The organism is Epilithonimonas zeae (assembly GCF_900141765.1).
In the GTDB taxonomy this organism is placed as follows: domain Bacteria; phylum Bacteroidota; class Bacteroidia; order Flavobacteriales; family Weeksellaceae; genus Epilithonimonas; species Epilithonimonas zeae.
Genome location: NZ_FSRK01000003.1, coordinates 130,953 through 148,285, shown reverse-complemented (window position 1 = coordinate 148,285; position 17,333 = coordinate 130,953). Strand labels below are relative to the sequence as shown.

The 17,333-nt window shown below is 34.1% G+C and carries 21 protein-coding genes and 5 tRNA genes; 19 read left to right on the top strand and 7 right to left on the bottom strand.

What is annotated here, in order from left to right; genetic code table 11:
- The first annotated feature begins 102 nt into the window (after nt 1-102).
- On the top strand, nt 103-927 hold the full coding sequence (locus BUR19_RS16930; RefSeq protein ID WP_074236656.1) for a carboxypeptidase-like regulatory domain-containing protein: 825 nt from the start codon (nt 103-105) through the stop codon (nt 925-927).
- A 39-nt stretch (nt 928-966) separates the two neighbouring features.
- The gene (locus BUR19_RS16925) at nt 967-1,746 is read left to right on the top strand and encodes an alpha/beta fold hydrolase (RefSeq protein ID WP_083600813.1); all 780 of its coding nucleotides are present in this window, start codon (nt 967-969) and stop codon (nt 1,744-1,746) included.
- On the opposite strand, the gene BUR19_RS16920 is transcribed toward BUR19_RS16925, so the two are convergent.
- Nucleotides 1,743-2,603: a GH25 family lysozyme gene (locus BUR19_RS16920; protein ID WP_074236654.1), complete on the bottom strand. Its 861-nt coding sequence runs from the start codon at nt 2,601-2,603 to the stop codon at nt 1,743-1,745. The genes BUR19_RS16925 and BUR19_RS16920 overlap by 4 nt on opposite strands.
- 134 nt (nt 2,604-2,737) lie before the next feature.
- Here BUR19_RS16920 and BUR19_RS16915 point away from each other — a divergent pair, with 134 nt between their 5' ends.
- Both BUR19_RS16915 and BUR19_RS16910 read left to right on the top strand, forming a co-directional pair.
- Nucleotides 2,738-3,118: a hypothetical protein gene (locus BUR19_RS16915; protein WP_074236653.1), complete on the top strand. Its 381-nt coding sequence runs from the start codon at nt 2,738-2,740 to the stop codon at nt 3,116-3,118.
- A 133-nt stretch (nt 3,119-3,251) separates the two neighbouring features.
- On the top strand, nt 3,252-3,890 hold the full coding sequence (locus tag BUR19_RS16910; protein ID WP_074236651.1) for a LolA family protein: 639 nt from the start codon (nt 3,252-3,254) through the stop codon (nt 3,888-3,890).
- A 94-nt stretch (nt 3,891-3,984) separates the two neighbouring features.
- Here BUR19_RS16910 and BUR19_RS16905 read toward each other — a convergent pair whose 3' ends face one another.
- Together BUR19_RS16905 and BUR19_RS16900 are read right to left on the bottom strand one after the other, a co-directional pair.
- Nucleotides 3,985-4,569, bottom strand: a complete 585-nt coding sequence (locus BUR19_RS16905) for a DUF3109 family protein (RefSeq protein WP_074236650.1) — start codon at nt 4,567-4,569, stop codon at nt 3,985-3,987.
- A 12-nt stretch (nt 4,570-4,581) separates the two neighbouring features.
- On the bottom strand, nt 4,582-5,487 hold the full coding sequence (locus tag BUR19_RS16900; RefSeq protein ID WP_074236649.1) for a DUF6427 family protein: 906 nt from the start codon (nt 5,485-5,487) through the stop codon (nt 4,582-4,584).
- Between the two features lie 42 nt (nt 5,488-5,529).
- Here BUR19_RS16900 and BUR19_RS16895 point away from each other — a divergent pair, with 42 nt between their 5' ends.
- Nucleotides 5,530-5,763 carry a hypothetical protein gene (locus tag BUR19_RS16895; protein ID WP_074236648.1) on the top strand — a complete coding sequence of 78 codons (234 nt, stop codon included), beginning with the start codon at nt 5,530-5,532 and terminating at the stop codon, nt 5,761-5,763.
- Nucleotides 5,764-5,860: 97 nt separating this feature from the next.
- Here BUR19_RS16895 and BUR19_RS16890 read toward each other — a convergent pair whose 3' ends face one another.
- The 4 genes from BUR19_RS16890 to BUR19_RS16875 all read right to left on the bottom strand — a co-directional run bounded on the left by BUR19_RS16890 (nt 5,861) and on the right by BUR19_RS16875 (nt 8,579).
- Nucleotides 5,861-6,304, bottom strand: coding sequence for a universal stress protein (locus tag BUR19_RS16890; protein ID WP_074236647.1), 444 nt, complete (start codon nt 6,302-6,304; stop codon nt 5,861-5,863).
- A gap of 69 nt (nt 6,305-6,373) precedes the next feature.
- Nucleotides 6,374-6,982, bottom strand: coding sequence for a fumarylacetoacetate hydrolase family protein (locus BUR19_RS16885; protein WP_074236646.1), 609 nt, complete (start codon nt 6,980-6,982; stop codon nt 6,374-6,376).
- A gap of 20 nt (nt 6,983-7,002) precedes the next feature.
- Nucleotides 7,003-7,767, bottom strand: a complete 765-nt coding sequence (locus tag BUR19_RS16880; protein WP_074236645.1) for a 3'-5' exonuclease — start codon at nt 7,765-7,767, stop codon at nt 7,003-7,005.
- Nucleotides 7,768-7,829: 62 nt separating this feature from the next.
- Complete coding sequence (locus tag BUR19_RS16875) at nt 7,830-8,579, bottom strand: CDP-alcohol phosphatidyltransferase family protein (protein WP_074236644.1); 750 nt, start codon at nt 8,577-8,579, stop codon at nt 7,830-7,832.
- Between the two features lie 49 nt (nt 8,580-8,628).
- Here BUR19_RS16875 and BUR19_RS16870 point away from each other — a divergent pair, with 49 nt between their 5' ends.
- The 14 genes from BUR19_RS16870 to nusG all read left to right on the top strand — a co-directional run bounded on the left by BUR19_RS16870 (nt 8,629) and on the right by nusG (nt 17,226).
- Nucleotides 8,629-10,548: an LTA synthase family protein gene (locus tag BUR19_RS16870; RefSeq protein WP_074236643.1), complete on the top strand. Its 1,920-nt coding sequence runs from the start codon at nt 8,629-8,631 to the stop codon at nt 10,546-10,548.
- A gap of 161 nt (nt 10,549-10,709) precedes the next feature.
- Complete coding sequence (locus BUR19_RS16865; protein WP_074236642.1) at nt 10,710-11,129, top strand: DUF2147 domain-containing protein; 420 nt, start codon at nt 10,710-10,712, stop codon at nt 11,127-11,129.
- Nucleotides 11,130-11,255: 126 nt separating this feature from the next.
- Nucleotides 11,256-12,239 (top strand): pyruvate dehydrogenase complex E1 component subunit beta, encoded by a 984-nt coding sequence (locus BUR19_RS16860; protein WP_074236641.1) that lies wholly within the window; start codon nt 11,256-11,258, stop codon nt 12,237-12,239.
- Between the two features lie 438 nt (nt 12,240-12,677).
- On the top strand, nt 12,678-12,875 hold the full coding sequence (rpsU, locus tag BUR19_RS16855) for a 30S ribosomal protein S21 (protein WP_027384137.1): 198 nt from the start codon (nt 12,678-12,680) through the stop codon (nt 12,873-12,875).
- A gap of 76 nt (nt 12,876-12,951) precedes the next feature.
- Nucleotides 12,952-13,851, top strand: a complete 900-nt coding sequence (locus BUR19_RS16850) for a tyrosine-type recombinase/integrase (protein WP_074236640.1) — start codon at nt 12,952-12,954, stop codon at nt 13,849-13,851.
- 40 nt (nt 13,852-13,891) lie between these two features.
- A complete protein-coding gene (gene hpf / locus BUR19_RS16845) occupies nt 13,892-14,182 on the top strand; it encodes a ribosome hibernation-promoting factor, HPF/YfiA family (RefSeq protein ID WP_074236639.1) in 291 nt (96 codons plus the stop codon).
- Nucleotides 14,183-14,446: 264 nt separating this feature from the next.
- Nucleotides 14,447-14,520, top strand: a tRNA-Thr gene (locus tag BUR19_RS16840).
- A 19-nt stretch (nt 14,521-14,539) separates the two neighbouring features.
- A tRNA-Tyr gene (locus tag BUR19_RS16835) sits at nt 14,540-14,620 on the top strand.
- Nucleotides 14,621-14,706: 86 nt separating this feature from the next.
- Nucleotides 14,707-14,779 (top strand) — tRNA-Gly (locus tag BUR19_RS16830).
- A gap of 39 nt (nt 14,780-14,818) precedes the next feature.
- Nucleotides 14,819-14,890: transfer RNA gene (locus tag BUR19_RS16825), tRNA-Thr, on the top strand.
- 217 nt (nt 14,891-15,107) lie between these two features.
- Nucleotides 15,108-16,319, top strand: a complete 1,212-nt coding sequence (gene tuf / locus BUR19_RS16820; protein WP_027384134.1) for an elongation factor Tu — start codon at nt 15,108-15,110, stop codon at nt 16,317-16,319.
- A gap of 56 nt (nt 16,320-16,375) precedes the next feature.
- Nucleotides 16,376-16,446, top strand: a tRNA-Trp gene (locus BUR19_RS16815).
- Nucleotides 16,447-16,459: 13 nt separating this feature from the next.
- A complete protein-coding gene (gene secE, locus BUR19_RS16810) occupies nt 16,460-16,666 on the top strand; it encodes a preprotein translocase subunit SecE (RefSeq protein WP_074236638.1) in 207 nt (68 codons plus the stop codon).
- Between the two features lie 17 nt (nt 16,667-16,683).
- Nucleotides 16,684-17,226, top strand: coding sequence for a transcription termination/antitermination protein NusG (gene nusG, locus BUR19_RS16805; protein WP_074236637.1), 543 nt, complete (start codon nt 16,684-16,686; stop codon nt 17,224-17,226).
- Nucleotides 17,227-17,333 lie beyond the last annotated feature (107 nt).

Here is a 17,333-nt window from a genome sequence, read left to right as displayed (position 1 = left end):
GTGATTTTTCTCGAAAAATTTAACTAAAGTTTTAGTTGTTTTAACTTTTCTTTGAGATAATGCCTGTTGAAAATTTCAGAAGTTTGCTGAAAATTATTTTCAATGAAAAAAATCAACTTTATCTTTGCATTATTCACATTTCTAACTTTTCAGGCGCAGGCTATTTCTGGAACTGTTATTTCTAAAGATGACAACCAACCTATTCCTTTTGCCAAGATTGGAATCGTTAATAGTAGCTATGGAATTCAGGCTGGTGAAGATGGGAAATTTCAAATTAAGCTTGATAATGTAGCGAAGGATAAAGTAGTTATTGTAGATGTTCCCGGATACAAACAGTTCAGAAGTTCTGTAGAAGATTTTGTAAAACAGAATCCCCATAATATCTATTTGTACGAAAAAGTCACTAATATCCAAGAAGTTTTCATCGCTCCGAAAAATTATAAAGAGAAGAATCTGGGTGTAAATAGTAAATCAAAATCGATAATGTTTACCCCAAATATGGAGAAAGGAAATGCTGTTGTGGAGGAAACTGCGGTAGAATTCAGTTCTAATAAAAAGTTGAAAATCAATAAAATCAATATCAATTTTTCCAGATTCGAATCTACCACGCCAATCAAAGTTCGCTACACGATTTACGACGAAAAAGATGGCAAACCGAATAATCTGATTTTGGATAATGATATTATTGCGACCATTGGCAAAGATCAATTGCAGGATTCAACATTTTCTTTGGATCTTAAAAAAGAAAAAATCTGGTTGGAGGGTAAATTCTTTGTTGGCATTCAGTTCATTGGCGATTCCAATGGGAAAGTTGCTTTGAGTGGTGCGCTTCTCAGATCCGGATATTACAGGTCTTTTTATGGCGCTTGGCAAAAAATTGGAATGGCCGCACCAGCGATTAACATTGATGTGACTGTGAGAAAGTAATTCAATTTATTTTTAAATTTGATAATCAATCCCATTGAAATGAAAAAAATATTAGCCTTAATCGCTCTGTTTGTTTTTACAATTTCTTTTGCTCAAGTTATAGACTTTGGTAAAAATCCTGAAGCTGGAAAGATTCTTCATCTAAAAGATGCGGATATCTATTATGAAGTTTACGGAAAAGGCGAACCGTTATTTTTACTTCACGGAAACGGAGGAAGTATCGATGCTTTTTCAAAAGAAATCCCTGAGCTTTCTAAGCATTTTAAAGTCATTGCAATGGATACGCGAGCTCAAGGAAAAAGCACAGATATTTCAAAAGAGCCTTTGACTTACATAAAATTTGCTGATGATGTGAAAGCTTTAGCCGATGAATTGAAATTCAAAAAAATCAATATTCTTGGCTGGAGTGATGGCGGAAATACAGCGATTGAATTTGCTATCAAATATCCAAAAAATACAAATAAAATTGTCACAAGCGGCGCCAACGTTTTCCCCAATGGAGTAGGTGAAAATGAAGTGGAAAATATGAAAAAGGATGCTGCAAAAATGAGAGCGGAAAACAAACCAGAACGTGATATCAGATTACTTCAATTGATGATTGATGAACCAAAAATCACCAAAGAACAACTCAATAAAATCAAAGCGAAAGTTTTCGTTGTTGCTGGAGAAAACGATTTAATTCTTCGTTCTCACACCGAATATATTGCAAAAGAAATCCCAAACTCTAAACTAAAAATTTTCAAAGGTGCTTCTCACGGTGTTCCTGTTGAAAGAGCAGAGGAGTTGAGTAAAGATGTGATTGAATTTATAAAGAATTAATCAATCGTCAACATTTTCAATGACCAAAGATTCCCATTATAAATATCCAAATCCACTTTAGAATTGATTCCATAAACAATTCCGTTTTCTGAAAATTGCCAAAATTGCCATTCATCATCTGGTGAAGGCGTTGGAACATCATTATAATTGGCTAACCAAAGCGGATAATCATCGAATTCGCCTTTCAGATAGTCTTTATAATAATGATAGTAGGTATAGATAATCGGTTTTTCGCCGTACGTGTCTTCCATTATTTTAATCCAGACTTTGAGGTCGGAAATCAATTGTTCTTTAGACTTTTTTCTAGGATTTTTCTCAATGTCAAGAATTGGAGGAAGGTCGCCGGATTCCAATTTGGCAACAGAAAGAAAAGAATTAGCCTGCATCACAGGATCTTCATCCGGACGATAAAAATGATAAGCACCACGAATCAATTGATGTTGTTTCGCTGTTTCCCAAAAATGATCAAAGTTTTTATCCAGCTTTCGGTTTCCCATACTTGCCCGCAGAACCACAAATTTTAGAGGAATAGTTCTGTTTCCAATACTCAAGCTGTCCCATTGGATATCTTCTTTTCTTTGATAATGAGAAATATCAAGACCAAAAGTCTGGTTGGCATAAAGTCCAGTAATTTTTTCAATTCTTGCAGCTTCAGCTTCTGTATTCGATAGTTTTTTGTGTTCAAAGTGCTTTCCAAGATAGTAAGCGAAGTAATAATTGATTTTTTGTCTTAGATAATATCCTGTTCCCAGCAAAGAAATACAAAGTATAATCAAAAGAATCCAACGCTTTTTGATAAATGCGCTTTTTCTTTTTTGGTGAATTTTCTTCTTTGTACTGAGATTTGCCTTTGCCATAAGTTTTGCAAAAATATTATTTTTCCTCGTCGAAAAGAGCGGAAAAATTTATTTTTAAAAATTAAAATATGAATGAATTTTTTTGGCTTATTTTGTGCTAATATTGTACTATTAATTTTAAAAACATTCAAAAAATGAAAAAAGGAATTTTGTCATTGTCAGCTGTAATGTTATTAGCAGTAGCAATGAGCGCTCAAACCGTAAAACAAGAAGTTAAAAAAGATGCTAAGGCAGTTGGAAATGCTGTTGAGAAAGGTGCAAAAGCTACAGGAGAAGGTGTAGAAGATGCTGCAAAATGGACTGGAAAAACAGTGAAAAAAGGAGCTAAGGCTACGAAAAAAGGTGTAAAGAAAGGTGCAAAATGGACTGGGAAAACGGTTAAAAAAGGCGCTAACGCAACTGCTGAAGGTGTGAAAGATGGCGCTAAATGGACTGGGAAAACCGCTGAGAAAGGAGCTAAAGCAGTAAGCGATACTTATAAAGATGTGAAAGACGATATCAAGAAAAAAGATTAATCTTCGCAAAAAAGAATTAGAACAACTTCAGCACATGGAGTTGTTTTTTTGTAACAAAAATGTTCTATTACGAACTAATGATAAAAGATAATCTTAATATTTAACTATCTTCGTTGTATAAATTAAAAATTAAATGAAAAAATTGATTTTGACATTTGCTCTTTCTGTTGCGACAGTAGCAAATCTTTCAGCTCAGACAGCTAAGCAAGTGATTGATAATTATGTAACTGCGTTGGGCGGAAAACAAAAATTAGAATCTGTAAAAACACTTTCTATGAAAAATACTATCAGTGTGATGGGAATGGAAATGGAAGGTAAAACGGTTAAGAAAGATAACAAATTCAAGTCTACGCAAAGCATGATGGGGCAGGAGATGTCTCAGGTTTTTGACGGTGAAAAAGGTTTTGCTAACCAAATGGGACAAAAAATAGATTTCCCTGCTGACCAAGTTGCAAAATTGAAAGATGCAAAATTGATGGATGCACTTGGGATGAATCCTGAAAAAATGAAGACTGTTGAGAAAAAACAAATTGATGGAAAAGATTATATCGTTTTGTCTTCTGATGACAGCAAGTATTACTTTGATGCAAAAACCAATTTGCTTTGGAAAACAGAAGGCGATAAAGGAACAATGATTATTTCAAAATATGCGGATATTGACGGAATCAAATTTGTGGAAGAAATGTCTATTGATGCAGCCGGACAACAGGTCTCGGTGAAAAATTCTGATATCAAAATCAATCAGCCGGTTTCTGATGACGAATTCAAATAATGGAATTTAACAACAAAATAAAAAAAGGATTCAAAATTAATTTTGAATCCTTTTTTCTTGGAATGTTTTTGATTTTTGAAGCTTCAAATCTTAATTAAGAATTATATTCTTTTTCCCATTCTTCGGCAGCTTCACAAAGTGTTTTATAAAAATCTTCTCCGTATTTTCTAATGAGCGGCTCTTTCAGGAATTGATAAATTCTAACCTGTAATTCTTTTCCCAAAGTACAAGCATCATTACAGATTTCCCATTCGTGATAATTCAAAGCAACAAAAGTTTTGTAATCGTTCACACGGATTGGATAAAGATGACAAGAAATTGGTTTTTTCCAATCCACAACACCATCTTCATAAGCTTTTTCGATGCCACATTTCGTGGTTCCTTTTTCGTCAAAAATCACATAAGCACATTCGCTGCCGTTGACCAAAGTCGTCACATAGCCACCATCATAAGGATCAATCACCCAAGTTCCTTGTTCCTCGATAGCTTTCACGCCTTCTGGTCTTAGGTAAGATTTGATTTTCGGAAAAATTTCGTCAAGAATTGGCAACTCATCCTTATCCAAAGGCGCACCCGTGTCTCCATCTACGCAGCAAACACCTTTACATTTTGCAAGATTGCAGACAAAACTTTCTGCGAAAACATCTTCTGAAATTAATTTATCATCTATCTGAATCATTCTTCATCCATTTTAATATTGTGCAAAATTAGCGATTTTAAACGCTGCCAAGCAAAAAACAATTATCCAAAGTCCCAATTCCTGCATCCAATATTTGGGCAAGAAACGTAGCATTCTACTGATAATAATGCTGGACGGTAATGCCAGAAGCAGAAGATATTCATAATCTTTGCCCATATAAAAAATGATGGTTATCAACTGGGCAAGAGAAAAAACGAGTACAAAAGTATATTTGTACCTGCTGATAGGGCTTTTCTCATTGTAATGCTTGAAATGGTCAGACAAAGAGTACAACAACATCAATGCAATCGGAATTAAAATATATAATGGATAATAAGAATCCATCATTTCAAACTTTCCGTAGAAGGGCAAATAAGTTTTGTCCCAAGTCGTGTAATGAATCAAATACATCAATCCAAAGTAGCTCAAAACAACCAAAATAATTCCGAATAACAAACGGAAAATATTAAGTCCAATTCTACCTGATGTTCCAATAATATGAAAAATCACAAAAACTCCTAAAGGCCAACTCGCCGGAAAAACCAGATAATTAAATGCCAAAATAGAACCTACCAGCATAAAAGAACTCTTTCTGAGTTGGTCGTTTTGGCTGGTTAAAATCAATAAAATAATCGCGCTCGTCAAAAATGTAAATGCCAATCCCACGTCAATTGTTCCATCATAAAATGATGCCACAAAAATTGTATAAAGAAAAAGTGGCAGATGCGAAAATTGATTAAGCGCAATCGCATTGAATAAAAAATACCCTAAACTGATTCCCATAAATGTAATTATCGCTGGAAATACATCTATGTATTTGAAATCTAATAGATTAAGTGATAAAAATATCAAAAACAGAAAACCAATGTAAACCGGAACCGAAAAAATATTGCTTTCTTTAGAAAGTAATCGAAACATTTTTTATAAATTTGTGCAAAGTTAATTTAAAAAAAGAAAAAGATGACATCTTTCTGGTTAGCATTAAGCGCAGCTTTCAAATGGTCTTTCGGTTTTTTTGACCTTACGGCTAATGTTCTGAATTGGATTTTATTCCTAGTAGCTACAGGATTTTTCTGCTATTGGTGTTATATTTTGGTAGTAACGTTGGGAGCTCAAAAAGATAAAGACTATCACTCTCCTACAGAAGGGAAGCACCCTTATTATGACCCAAAAATCTACAAAAACGAAGGTTAAATAAATTGATTATATTTATAAAAAACCCGTCTTGTTATTGCAACGAGACGGGTTCTTTTATTTTTAATCTTGTTTAAGTTCTTGAATCCTAAAAAAATTATTCCTCATCGTGACAAGGCACAACCAAAACCGGAATTTTAGATTTCTTGGTAATTTCTTTTGTCAGACTTCCAATGAAAACATCATAAACACCACTTCTTCCGTGCGAACCAACTACGATATAATCAGCATTTTTTTCATCAGCAAATTCCAAAATGGTATCTCCGGCAATGCCTTGTTTCAAAATATGAGTGCAGTTTACACCTTGAGAAATCACTTGTTGTTCAAGTCTATTTAACTCTTTTAGCTCGTATTTGATTTCGTTTTCTTCCACTTCCGGAAAATACTGAAAACCCATATCGCCAATTACAAAACCAATATCAGAGGCAGCCACGTGAATCAAAGCAATTTCTGCGTTCACATCTTTCGCAAAACTCACGGCATAATCTACCAATTTATTAGAGCTATCAGAAAAATCTACAGGTAAAATAATTTTTTTCATAATCCTAGGTTTATAGTTTATTTAAAGCAAAAATTTAGCCATTAATAGAATGAGTTGGCTGATTTTTGTCTACTGAATTTTAAGTGAAAATAATTTTTCTTTTTCCAAATAAGCTTCCAAAATATCATTTTCAGAAACTTTTCCAACACCTTTTGGTGTTCCTGTGAAAATCAAATCGCCAACTCGCAAAGTAAAATACTGTGATGCAAAAGCTATAATATCATCAAAACTGAAAATCATTTCATTAGTGTTTCCATCCTGAACTTTATCATTGTTTTTCGTCAAAGAGAAATTCAAATTCTGTAAATCATAATTTTCTTTTGAAACAAAATCTGAAACAACGGCGGAGCCATCAAAACCTTTTGCCAGTTCCCAAGGTAGACCTTTATCTTTTAGTTTTGACTGCAAATCTCTCGCTGTAAAATCGATACCAAGGCCAATTTCGTCAAAATGTTTTCCGGCATTTTGTTTCTGGATATATTTTCCACCTTTAGAGATTTTCAAAACCACTTCCAGTTCATAATGAACATCATCAGAAAATTCAGGAATATAAAAATCAGAACCTTTTTTCAGGATTGCCGTATCAGGTTTCATAAAAATTACGGGGTCTTCAGGAATCTCGTTTCCTAATTCTTTGGCGTGTTCGCCGTAATTTCTTCCTATGCAGATTATTTTCATAATATTTTTTAATTAATAAATTAGAACCGGGATTTTAACTGGATTTTAGTAAATATTTTCTTTGTATAAAGCGGGAAATCAGCATTCTGAAGCCAGCCATAATAACCCAAATCTTTTTGGAAAACTTCTTTCACAACTTGACCTTTATATTTTCCAAACGCAAAAATCTCCTGCTCTTTTTCATTAAAATGAATCATTCCGGCCAAATCTGCAAACCTATTATGGAAAGAAAAATCGCTTAAACCGGCAACTTCGTTAGGTAAATCTTCGTAATGACCAACTTGTGCATCCAGAACTTCAAAAGTTGCTAAAACATCGGCTTCTGCAGAGTGTGCATTTTCTAAAGTTTTTTGACAGTAGAAATTATAAGCGGCGGAAAGATTTCTAGGTTCCATTTTGTGATAAATGGTTTGTGCATCAACTAATTTGAATTTACTCAAATCAAAATCCAAACCTGCACGCAACAATTCTTCCGCTAAAAGAGGGACATCAAAGCGATTGGAATTGAAACCTCCTAAATCCGTCCCAGAAATCATTTCCATAATTTTCGGCGCAATGTCTTTGAAAGTTGGCGCTTCTGCAACATCAGCATCATAAATCCCGTGGATTGCCGAAGATTCTTTTGGAATTGGCATTTCTGGATTCACTTTCCAGGTTTTACTTTCTCGGGAAGCATCCGGATTGACTTTTAGGATGCAGATTTCCACGATTCTGTCTTTTCCGACATTAGTTCCCGTTGTTTCTAAATCGAAAACACAAAGCGGTTTATATAGTTTTAAATTCATTATTTATAGTTGATGAGTGATTGTTATTCTAATTCTAATTTCTAGCTTCTAAAATCTAATTTCTACTTCAATTGTTTTTGAAATATCAATGAAATCAAAATATAATAGATAATGATTAATGGAATCCCGACTGTTTTAAATATTAATAAAATCAAAATCCCGCCTATTAACAAAGCTAGTTTTGGATAATTATCTTTTAATTGTTTTGATTTGAATTTCATCGCAATCATTTTAATTGGAGAAATAGGAAGCCAAGAACTTAATATGGTTATTAAAATTAAAGATAGAAGTGAAGGAAAAAAATGAACATTAGTCAAATTTTCACCAAATAAAAATTCTAAATTTTCGGGCAATGGAACTTGCGTTAGATAGTAAATCCCAAAAATCAAAATCGTATTACTTGGTGTATTCAAACCTTTGAAATAATATTTTTGGTCATCATCCAAATTAAAAATTGCTAATCTAAGACAAGAAAAAAGTGTAATCAAAAATCCGAAATATTTGATTTCAAAAGGTAATTCGATTCCAAATAATTGATTTCCGAAAGGTTCTAGCATTTTCATCATCGCAACACCTGGCAAAAATCCGAAACTCACCATATCCGCCAAAGAATCGAGTTGTCCTCCAAGATTACTGCTGGAATTCATAGCTCTTGCAATAAAGCCATCGAAAAAATCGAGAACTAATGAGATAATAATGCAAATTGCTGTCGTTTGATAATCGCCTGAAATGAGATGAACAATCCCAACGCAACCCGAGAAAAGATTCCCTAAAGTAAATGCGTTGGCAAGGTTGTTTTTGATGAAATTCATATCACAAAAATAAGAAAAACAAATACAAGGAAAAGTTTAATTTTGCAAAATGAAGAATTTGAGAGGGCAAGAAATTTTTACCTTAGTTTATAGGCTTTTTTTAGTGTTTTTCTTTTATCAGATGGCGAGACTTTTGTTTTGGGTCTTTAACAAAGATTTGATAAAAGTTGAAGGGCTATCAGAATATTTTAAATTATCATATTACGGAACTGCGTTTGACACGACTGCAATTCTTTATGTGAATGCGGTTTTCATTCTGCTAAGTATTATTCCGATTACCATCAATACAAAGAAAAGCTATCAGAAATTTTTGTTCTATTGGTATTTTATCACAAACGGAATTACTTATTCTTTTAATTTTGGAGATATTATTTATTATAGATTCAGTCAGGCGAGATTGACTTCTGCGGCGATAGAAGTTGGTAAGAATGAAAATAATCTTGGTAGGATTTTTTGGAATGCATTGTTACAACATCCATTTGTTTTTATTTGGTTTGTCATCATCATTTTCGTCTGGATTTTCCTTTACAAAAAAGTTAAAGTCCAAGAAGAAAAACCAAAACAATTGGTTTCCTATTTTATTTCGTCAATTGTTATTCTTTGCATTACTGCAACATTAGTTGTCGGCGGGATCCGTGGTGATTTCAAACATTCTACAAGACCAATTAATTTGGTAGATGCAAATAAACACGTCAGCAATCCGTTACAGGGAAATTTGGTTCTGAACAGCGTTTTCTCTTTTTTCAGAACATTGAATACTAATAATTTTAAATTGGTTCATTTTGTTGATGAGAAGTTTATTGATAAAGAAATTCAACCATACAAATTATACAATCGCGAGGTTGAACCCAAACCAAACGTCGTAATTTTCATTATGGAAAGTTTTGGGAAAGAATATTCTGGAGCGTTTAACAAGCAAAATAATATTAAAGATTTTGTTTCTTACACACCGTTTTTGGATAGTTTGGCGAATCAAAGTTTGATTTTTACTAATGCTTTTGCCAACGGTCGACAATCTATCCACGGAATGAGTTCTGTTTTAGCTGGAATCCCGAGTTTGACTGATGCTTTTACGAGTTCGCCTTATTCTAATCAAAAAATCCAATCTATTGTTTCGGTTTGTAATGATTTGGGCTATGATACAAGTTTTTATCATGGTGCGCCAAATGGTTCAATGGGATTTCAGGGATTTGGAAATATTTTAGGATTCAAACATTATTTCGGAAAAACAGAATATAATAATGATAACGATTTTGATGGAATCTGGGCGATTTGGGATGAACCATTTTTTCAATATTTTGCCAAAAATTTAGGGAAAAAGCAGCCGTTTATGTCAACTTTATTTTCTGCTTCTTCTCACGACCCTTTTAAAGTTCCTGAAAAATATCAGAATAAATTCAAATCTGGACCACTACAAATTCACGTTCCGATTCAATACACAGATTATGCTTTGAAAAAATTCTTTGAAACGGCGAGTAAACAACCTTGGTATCAGAACACGATCTTTGTGATAACGGCTGACCACACCAATCAAACTTACTATCCGGAATATCAAAAAGCAATGAACCGATTTGCAATTCCATTATTGTTTTTCTCACCTAACCCAAAATATAATTTGAAAGGTGTGGATGATAGGTTTGCACAACAGATGGACATTTATCCAACATTGGTAGATTTATTAGGATATAATAAAAAAATCAGAAGTTGGGGAAGAAGTTTGGTTTCAGATCAAAATGAAAATTATATGATTGTCAATTCAGATTCTATTCAAGAGCAACTGATTATTGGAAATTACATTTATATCTTCAATGGGAAAGATATGACAGGAATTTATGACAAAACAGATTTAGGATTATTAAAGAATCTTATTAAAAATAATTTGAACGCAGAGCAAAAACTCGGGATTGAAAAAACCAAAGCCTGGTATCAGGATTATATGGATAGAGTAATTAACCGGAAACTCAGGTAGTATCATTGTTTAAGTTTTTAAAATTCTGCCAGAACTCTTTATTTATGCTTCGGATAGCAAATAATTCTTGTTTGTTTAAAATTAATTTATATTTTTAACAATATTAATTTAACGTTAACAATTTAACATAATCAAACAACAAACAACTTAAAATAAAGACAATGAAAAAGTTAATTTTAGCATTTGCCTTATCATTTATCGGAGTTCTATCATTTGCTCAAATCGAAGGAAAATGGAAAACCATCGATGACGAAACAGGAAAAGCCAAATCTATTGTAGAAATCTGGAAAAAATCAGACGGTAAATATTACGGAAAGATATCTCAGTTGTTAATTAAGCCAGAAAATGCCAACTGTGTAGCTTGTAAAGATGATCGTAAAAATAAGCCTTTGGTTGGCTTGGAGATTATCAGAGGCCTTTCAAAAGATGGCAATGAGTTTACTGGAGGGACAATTACTGATCCTAAAAAAGGAAAAACCTATAAATGTACAATTACAAGAGATGGAGATAAATTGAATGTAAGAGGTTATTTAGGTATTTCTTTATTAGGTAGAGATCAGACTTGGCTTAAAGCTGACTAACTGAAAATTATGATAAATCGCAGGCTCCCATTTGGGAGCCTTTTTTGTTATGCAGATAATAAAAAAATTAATACTTTTGTAGTTCGAAATTTTAAACAAAGAACATTTTCATAATCTTTATATCAAATGAAAGAACATACATTTCGTGAAGTAATTGCTCAGGCTATGAGCGAAGAAATGCGTAAAGACGAATCCATTTTTCTTGTAGGAGAAGAAGTTGCAGAATACAACGGAGCTTACAAAGCTTCGAAAGGAATGTTAGACGAATTTGGAGAAAAAAGAATCATAGATGCGCCTATTGCAGAACTTGGTTTTACAGGTATTTCTGTAGGAGCTGCAATGAACGGGAATCGTCCGATTGTAGAATTTATGACTTTCAATTTCTCGATGGTTGCGATTGATCAGATTATCAACAACGCGGCAAAAATCTATCAGATGAGCGGTGGACAATGGAACTGTCCAATTGTTTTCCGTGGGCCAACAGGTTCTGCAGGACAATTGGGAGCAACGCACTCTCAGGCTTTCGAAAGCTGGTATGCGAACTGCCCAGGTCTTAAAGTAATTGTTCCTTCCAATCCTTATGATGCGAAAGGACTTTTGAAATCAGCGATCCAAGATAACGACCCAGTTATTTTTATGGAGTCTGAGCAGATGTATGGCGACAAAATGGAAATTCCGGAAGAAGAATATTATATTCCAATCGGGAAAGCAGACATCAAGAAAGAAGGAAAAGATGTGACTTTAGTTTCTTTCGGAAAGATTATGAAAGTGGCTTTACAAGCGGCTGAGGATTTGGAAAAAGAAGGGATTTCTGTAGAAGTTATCGACCTTAGAACCATCCGTCCTTTGGATTACGATACAATCCTGGAGTCTGTGAAGAAAACCAACAGATTGGTAATTTTGGAAGAATCTTGGCCATTCGCTTCTATTTCTACAGAGATTACTTATATGGTTCAGCAAAAAGCGTTCGACTATTTGGATGCGCCAATCAAGAGAATCACTACACCAGATGCTTCGGCACCATATTCAGCACCATTATTTGCAGAATGGTTCCCGAAAGTGGACAAGGTAAAAGAAGAAATCAAAAACGCATTGTACATCAAAGCATAAAACTAACTAACTCCCGATTTATTCGGGAGTTTTTATTTGATTAAAGATTTTTTTAGGAGCTTAATCCCGCTATCCACTATATCTTTTTTGTCATTGTGAACGAAGTGAAGCAATCTTTAGAAATTACTCAGCACAATGACAAAAAAGGATGCCGTTACTATCGGGGCTAGGGATTTTGTCGTCCAAATCAAAAGCCACTATCAAAACACAACTTTATTATTCCGTAGGAATCTAAACCGCTGAGATTCCTACACAATGACAAACTACCTTTATAAATTATGCAACTTTAATGAGTTGAAGTTTATGCTGAGCTTGTCGAAGTGTCTTTGCGGACTTTGCGTTAAATCATATTCAATATAAATTTTTAAAATATAGACATAAAAATTTGTAGGTTAATAAATTATTTATATTTTTGCACCTCAAAATGAGATGTAAATTATGTTAATAATACCAGTAAAAGACGGAGAGTCTATCGACAGAGCTTTAAAAAAGTACAAAAGAAAATTTGATAAAACTAGAGTTGTAAGAGAACTTAGATCTAGACAACAATTTATTAAGCCTTCTGTAACTTTGAGACAAGCTAAACTAAAAGCAGCTCACAAGCAAAGAAACTTGAGCAAAGAAGAGCAAGCTTAAGCTCTTTTTTAGCAAAACATAATAAAAATCACTTCCGAATTTCTATATTTGGAAGTGATTTTGCATTTATAGACTTATGATAGAAAGATTTCTGGACTACATAACAGTGGAAAAAAGATATTCTCCACATACATTGACCAACTACAAAAAAGATTTGTCAGATTTTTCGGCCTTTGTTTTGAAGACAGAAGCTTCGGAAGATATTGTTCACATACACAAGAAAGTAATTAAAAATTTTATTGTGGATTTGAGTAACTCTGGATTAAGCAAAAGGAGTATTAATCGAAAGTTGTCATCGCTCCGTAGTTTCTATGTTTTTATGCTTCGTTTGGAGGAAATAAAGGTTTCTCCTATGGAAACCATCGATTCTCTCAAGTTCTATGCAGAAAAACGAATTCCGTTCTCTGTAGAAGAAATGGGGCAAATGAAAACAGAAGTAGAAGAGAAGGGCAGTATGACGCTTCTTGATAAGCTGATTATAGAAACCTTATATCAAACCGGAATCAGAAAAGCAGAGTTGTGTGGTCTCTTGCTGGAGAATGTGGACTTCTCAAAAAAAGAAATATTGGTTATTGGTAAAGGAAACAAAGCGAGAATCATTCCTATCGCGGATGAATTGCTTGCAGACTTTCAATTATATCTCAATATCCGTAATGCAAATAAGGAAAATGAGCATTATTTTTTCGTTAATAAAAATGGAAAAAAACTCGGAGAAAAGTTTGTGTATTTGGTCGTTAATAAGTACTTTAGTGTAGTTACTTCTAAGCAGAAAAGAAGCCCGCATATTCTGAGACATACTTTTGCTACCCACGTTTTGAACCAAGGTGCAGAAATATCCAAAGTTCAAAAAATATTAGGACACGCCAGTTTAGCAAGTACACAAGTATATACAAGTGCGAATATAGAAAAGCTGAAAGAGGTTTATAAAAATGCACACCCAAGAGAAACTAAGAATAAACAAAACGATATGGAGTAAAATTTACTATTTAATTGTTTAACCATTAAAATCAGACGTTATGAAGATTACAATTCAGACTGTAGGTGTAACACCTCACGAACCTTTAAAAGAAAGAATTGAAAAAAAATTAGCCAAGCTTGAAACTTTTTATGACAAAATTGTAGAAGCAGCGGTTTACCTTAAAGTAGAAAATACATCAGAAAAAGAAAATAAAACGACGGAACTTGTTGTGAAGATTCCGGGGAATGATATAGTTGTAAAGAAAACTTGTGCCAGTTTTGAAGAAAGTTTAGATGATGCTGTGGAGACAGCTAAGAAACTGCTAATCAAGAAAAAAGAATTAGCTTAGAAAAAAAATACATTTTTTTGTAAAAAAAGACTTGTAGGTTTCAAAAAAGAGTCTCATATTTGCACTCGCAAAACGGAAACAACCGCGATGCAGCAATATGATCTTTAATTTGAAACCTACTTTGTATAAACTAAAAGTTTAGAAGATGTCGGAAAAATATTTTAAAAAATATTTGCAAGATTCAAAAAAAAATTATCATATTTGCACTCGCAAAAAGGAAGTAACTAGAATGCAAGAGTAACGATCTTTCTTAAAAAAATAAATGCCTCCATAGCTCAGTTGGCCAGAGCACGTGATTTGTAATCTCGGGGTCGTGGGTTCGAATCCCTCTGGAGGCTCAATTTATAAAAAAATACTGGGGAGATACCAGAGCGGTCAAATGGGGCTGACTGTAACTCAGCTGCTTCGGCTACGTAGGTTCGAATCCTGCTCTCCCCACTTTTTTATAATTTATTTTAGTTGCATAATTCAAAAATTATTTTTAGATTTGCACACGTTTACCAACAATTTAGGAAACAAAAATTGCGAAAGTAGCTCAGTTGGTAGAGCGTCAGCCTTCCAAGCTGAATGTCGCGGGTTCGACCCCCGTCTTTCGCTCAAAAATCACAAACCCTCGGGAATGTGATTTTTTTTTAAGCCGACTTAGCTCAGGGGTAGAGTGCTTCCTTGGTAAGGAAGAGGTCACGGGTTCAAATCCCGTAGTTGGCTCAAAAGATTCTTTTTTAGAATTTTTTTGGAATGGGTTTTATGTTTTTTAATGTAAATTTGCGTTCCGACTGAGGAGTGTATTTGATGGATTGTTTTAAGTTATTTTAAATTGAAAATCATATTATTATTTTTTATTCAAAATAATTTTTGATATTCAAAAATTCATTATATTTGCAGACCGAAAAAAACAATATTAAATAAATTAAATATTAAAATCATGGCAAAGGAAACGTTTAATCGTTCAAAACCACACTTGAACATTGGTACTATTGGTCACGTTGACCATGGTAAAACTACTCTTACAGCTGCTATTTCTGCTGTATTAGCAAGCAAAGGTCTTGCTGAGAAAAAAGACTTCTCTGCAATTGACTCTGCTCCTGAAGAAAAAGAAAGAGGTATTACTATCAATACTGCTCACATCGAGTACGAAACTGAAAAAAGACACTACGCTCACGTTGACTGCCCAGGTCACGCGGATTATGTAAAGAACATGGTAACGGGTGCTGCTCAGATGGACGGTGCTATCGTTGTATGTGCTGCTACAGACGGACCTATGCCTCAAACTAGAGAGCACATCCTACTTTGCCGTCAGGTAAACGTACCTAGAATCGTTGTTTTCATGAACAAAGTAGATATGGTGGATGATCCAGAATTGTTAGAGCTTGTTGAAATGGAATTGAGAGACTTATTGTCTACTTACGATTTCGACGGTGATAACTCTCCAGTAATCCAAGGTTCTGCATTAGGAGCTCTTACTGCTGCTACTGCTGCTACAGTTGATACTGAAGACAAATGGTTCAAATCTGTTGAAGAATTGATGGATGCTGTTGATACTTGGATCGAGCAACCACCAAGAGATACTGATAAGCCTTTCTTGATGCCAATCGAAGACGTATTCTCTATTACAGGTAGAGGTACTGTAGCAACTGGTAGAATCGAGGCTGGTGTTATCAACACTGGAGATCCAGTTGATATTGTTGGTATGGGTGATGAGAAATTGACTTCTACTATTACAGGAGTTGAGATGTTCAGAAAAATCCTAGATAGAGGTGAAGCTGGAGATAACGTAGGTCTATTGTTGAGAGGTATTGAAAAAACTGACATCAAGAGAGGTATGGTTATCGCTAAGAAAGATTCAGTTAAGCCACACAAAAAATTCAAAGCTTCTGTTTATATCCTTTCTAAGGAAGAAGGTGGACGTCACACTCCATTCCACAACAAATACCGTCCTCAGTTCTACGTAAGAACTACAGACGTTACAGGTGAGATCTTCTTACCAGAAGGTGTAGAAATGGTAATGCCTGGTGATAACTTAGAGATCACTGTAGAATTGTTACAACCAATCGCTCTTAACGTAGGTCTTAGATTTGCGATCAGAGAAGGTGGTAGAACAGTTGGTTCAGGTCAGGTTACTGAAATCTTAGACTAATCGTCTTACAATAATATAAAGCTTCCGCAAGGAACTCTTGCGGAGCTTTTTAATCTACGGGCATCGTCCAATGGTAGGATACCGGTCTCCAACACCGTTGATCTGGGTTCGAATCCTAGTGCCCGTGCAAAAATAAAATAATGAGCTCATTAGTTAATTTTTTAAAAGGTTCTTATACAGAATTTAAAGATAAAGTGGAGTGGCCAAAATGGCCAGACTTGCAGTCTTCTACAATTGTTGTAGCGGTGACTACTGTTATCCTTGCTTTATTTACATTTGGAGTAGATTCTTTGTTTAGTGTAACTATCAAGAATTTTATTGCGACGTTTATTAATCTATTTAACTAATTCAAATTACTTTCCTCATGAGCGAATCGAAATGGTATGTGCTGAAAGCTATTAGCGGACAGGAAAATAAAGTGAAGAATTACATTGAGAACGAAATCCAACGTTTAGGTATGGATGCTTATGTTACTCAAGTTGTAATTCCTATGGAAAAAGTTATCCAAATTAGAAATGGTAAGAAAGTTCCAAAAGAGAAACCTTATTATCCTGGTTACCTTATGGTAGAAGCTGATCTTGTTGGGGAGGTTCCTCACGTGATCAAAAACATTCCAGGGGTTATTTCTTTCTTGAGTCTTACAAAAGGAGGTGAACCTGTTCCGATGAGAAAATCTGAGGTTAACAGAATGCTTGGAAGAATGGATGAGCTTTCAGAATTTGCAACAGATGTCGAGATTCCTTTCATTGTTGGAGAAAATGTGAAGGTAATCGATGGTCCTTTCAACGGTTTCAATGGAACTATTGAAAAAATTCTTGAAGACAAAAAGAAAATCGAAGTTTCGGTTCTTATCTTCGGAAGAAAGACACCTATGGAACTTAGCTTTATGCAAGTAGAAAAAGTATAATTTACTTTTATAAAATATAGAAAAGCTTTTCAATTTTTTTGGAAAGCTTTTTTTGTTATATTAATTTTTAATAAATCATTGCAGATTTAAAAAATATTCTTATTTTT

What these genes read in the sequence shown, in the direction of transcription:
- secE (WP_074236638.1), top strand. Translation starts at nt 16,460, where the DNA reads ATGAGCTCATTAGTTAATTTTTTAAAAGGTTCTTATACAGAATTTAAA.
- BUR19_RS16900 (WP_074236649.1), bottom strand. Translation starts at nt 5,487, where the DNA reads ATGTTTCGATTACTTTCTAAAGAAAGCAATATTTTTTCGGTTCCGGTT.
- BUR19_RS16920 (WP_074236654.1), bottom strand. Translation starts at nt 2,603, where the DNA reads ATGGCAAAGGCAAATCTCAGTACAAAGAAGAAAATTCACCAAAAAAGA.
- BUR19_RS16865 (WP_074236642.1), top strand. Translation starts at nt 10,710, where the DNA reads ATGAAAAAGTTAATTTTAGCATTTGCCTTATCATTTATCGGAGTTCTA.
- BUR19_RS16910 (WP_074236651.1), top strand. Translation starts at nt 3,252, where the DNA reads ATGAAAAAATTGATTTTGACATTTGCTCTTTCTGTTGCGACAGTAGCA.
- BUR19_RS16875 (WP_074236644.1), bottom strand. Translation starts at nt 8,579, where the DNA reads ATGAATTTCATCAAAAACAACCTTGCCAACGCATTTACTTTAGGGAAT.
- nusG (WP_074236637.1), top strand. Translation starts at nt 16,684, where the DNA reads ATGAGCGAATCGAAATGGTATGTGCTGAAAGCTATTAGCGGACAGGAA.
- BUR19_RS16870 (WP_074236643.1), top strand. Translation starts at nt 8,629, where the DNA reads ATGAAGAATTTGAGAGGGCAAGAAATTTTTACCTTAGTTTATAGGCTT.
- BUR19_RS16860 (WP_074236641.1), top strand. Translation starts at nt 11,256, where the DNA reads ATGAAAGAACATACATTTCGTGAAGTAATTGCTCAGGCTATGAGCGAA.
- BUR19_RS16895 (WP_074236648.1), top strand. Translation starts at nt 5,530, where the DNA reads ATGACATCTTTCTGGTTAGCATTAAGCGCAGCTTTCAAATGGTCTTTC.
- BUR19_RS16905 (WP_074236650.1), bottom strand. Translation starts at nt 4,569, where the DNA reads ATGATTCAGATAGATGATAAATTAATTTCAGAAGATGTTTTCGCAGAA.
- hpf (WP_074236639.1), top strand. Translation starts at nt 13,892, where the DNA reads ATGAAGATTACAATTCAGACTGTAGGTGTAACACCTCACGAACCTTTA.
- BUR19_RS16890 (WP_074236647.1), bottom strand. Translation starts at nt 6,304, where the DNA reads ATGAAAAAAATTATTTTACCTGTAGATTTTTCTGATAGCTCTAATAAA.
- tuf (WP_027384134.1), top strand. Translation starts at nt 15,108, where the DNA reads ATGGCAAAGGAAACGTTTAATCGTTCAAAACCACACTTGAACATTGGT.
- BUR19_RS16850 (WP_074236640.1), top strand. Translation starts at nt 12,952, where the DNA reads ATGATAGAAAGATTTCTGGACTACATAACAGTGGAAAAAAGATATTCT.
- rpsU (WP_027384137.1), top strand. Translation starts at nt 12,678, where the DNA reads ATGTTAATAATACCAGTAAAAGACGGAGAGTCTATCGACAGAGCTTTA.
- BUR19_RS16925 (WP_083600813.1), top strand. Translation starts at nt 967, where the DNA reads ATGAAAAAAATATTAGCCTTAATCGCTCTGTTTGTTTTTACAATTTCT.
- BUR19_RS16880 (WP_074236645.1), bottom strand. Translation starts at nt 7,767, where the DNA reads ATGAATTTAAAACTATATAAACCGCTTTGTGTTTTCGATTTAGAAACA.
- BUR19_RS16885 (WP_074236646.1), bottom strand. Translation starts at nt 6,982, where the DNA reads ATGAAAATAATCTGCATAGGAAGAAATTACGGCGAACACGCCAAAGAA.
- BUR19_RS16915 (WP_074236653.1), top strand. Translation starts at nt 2,738, where the DNA reads ATGAAAAAAGGAATTTTGTCATTGTCAGCTGTAATGTTATTAGCAGTA.
- BUR19_RS16930 (WP_074236656.1), top strand. Translation starts at nt 103, where the DNA reads ATGAAAAAAATCAACTTTATCTTTGCATTATTCACATTTCTAACTTTT.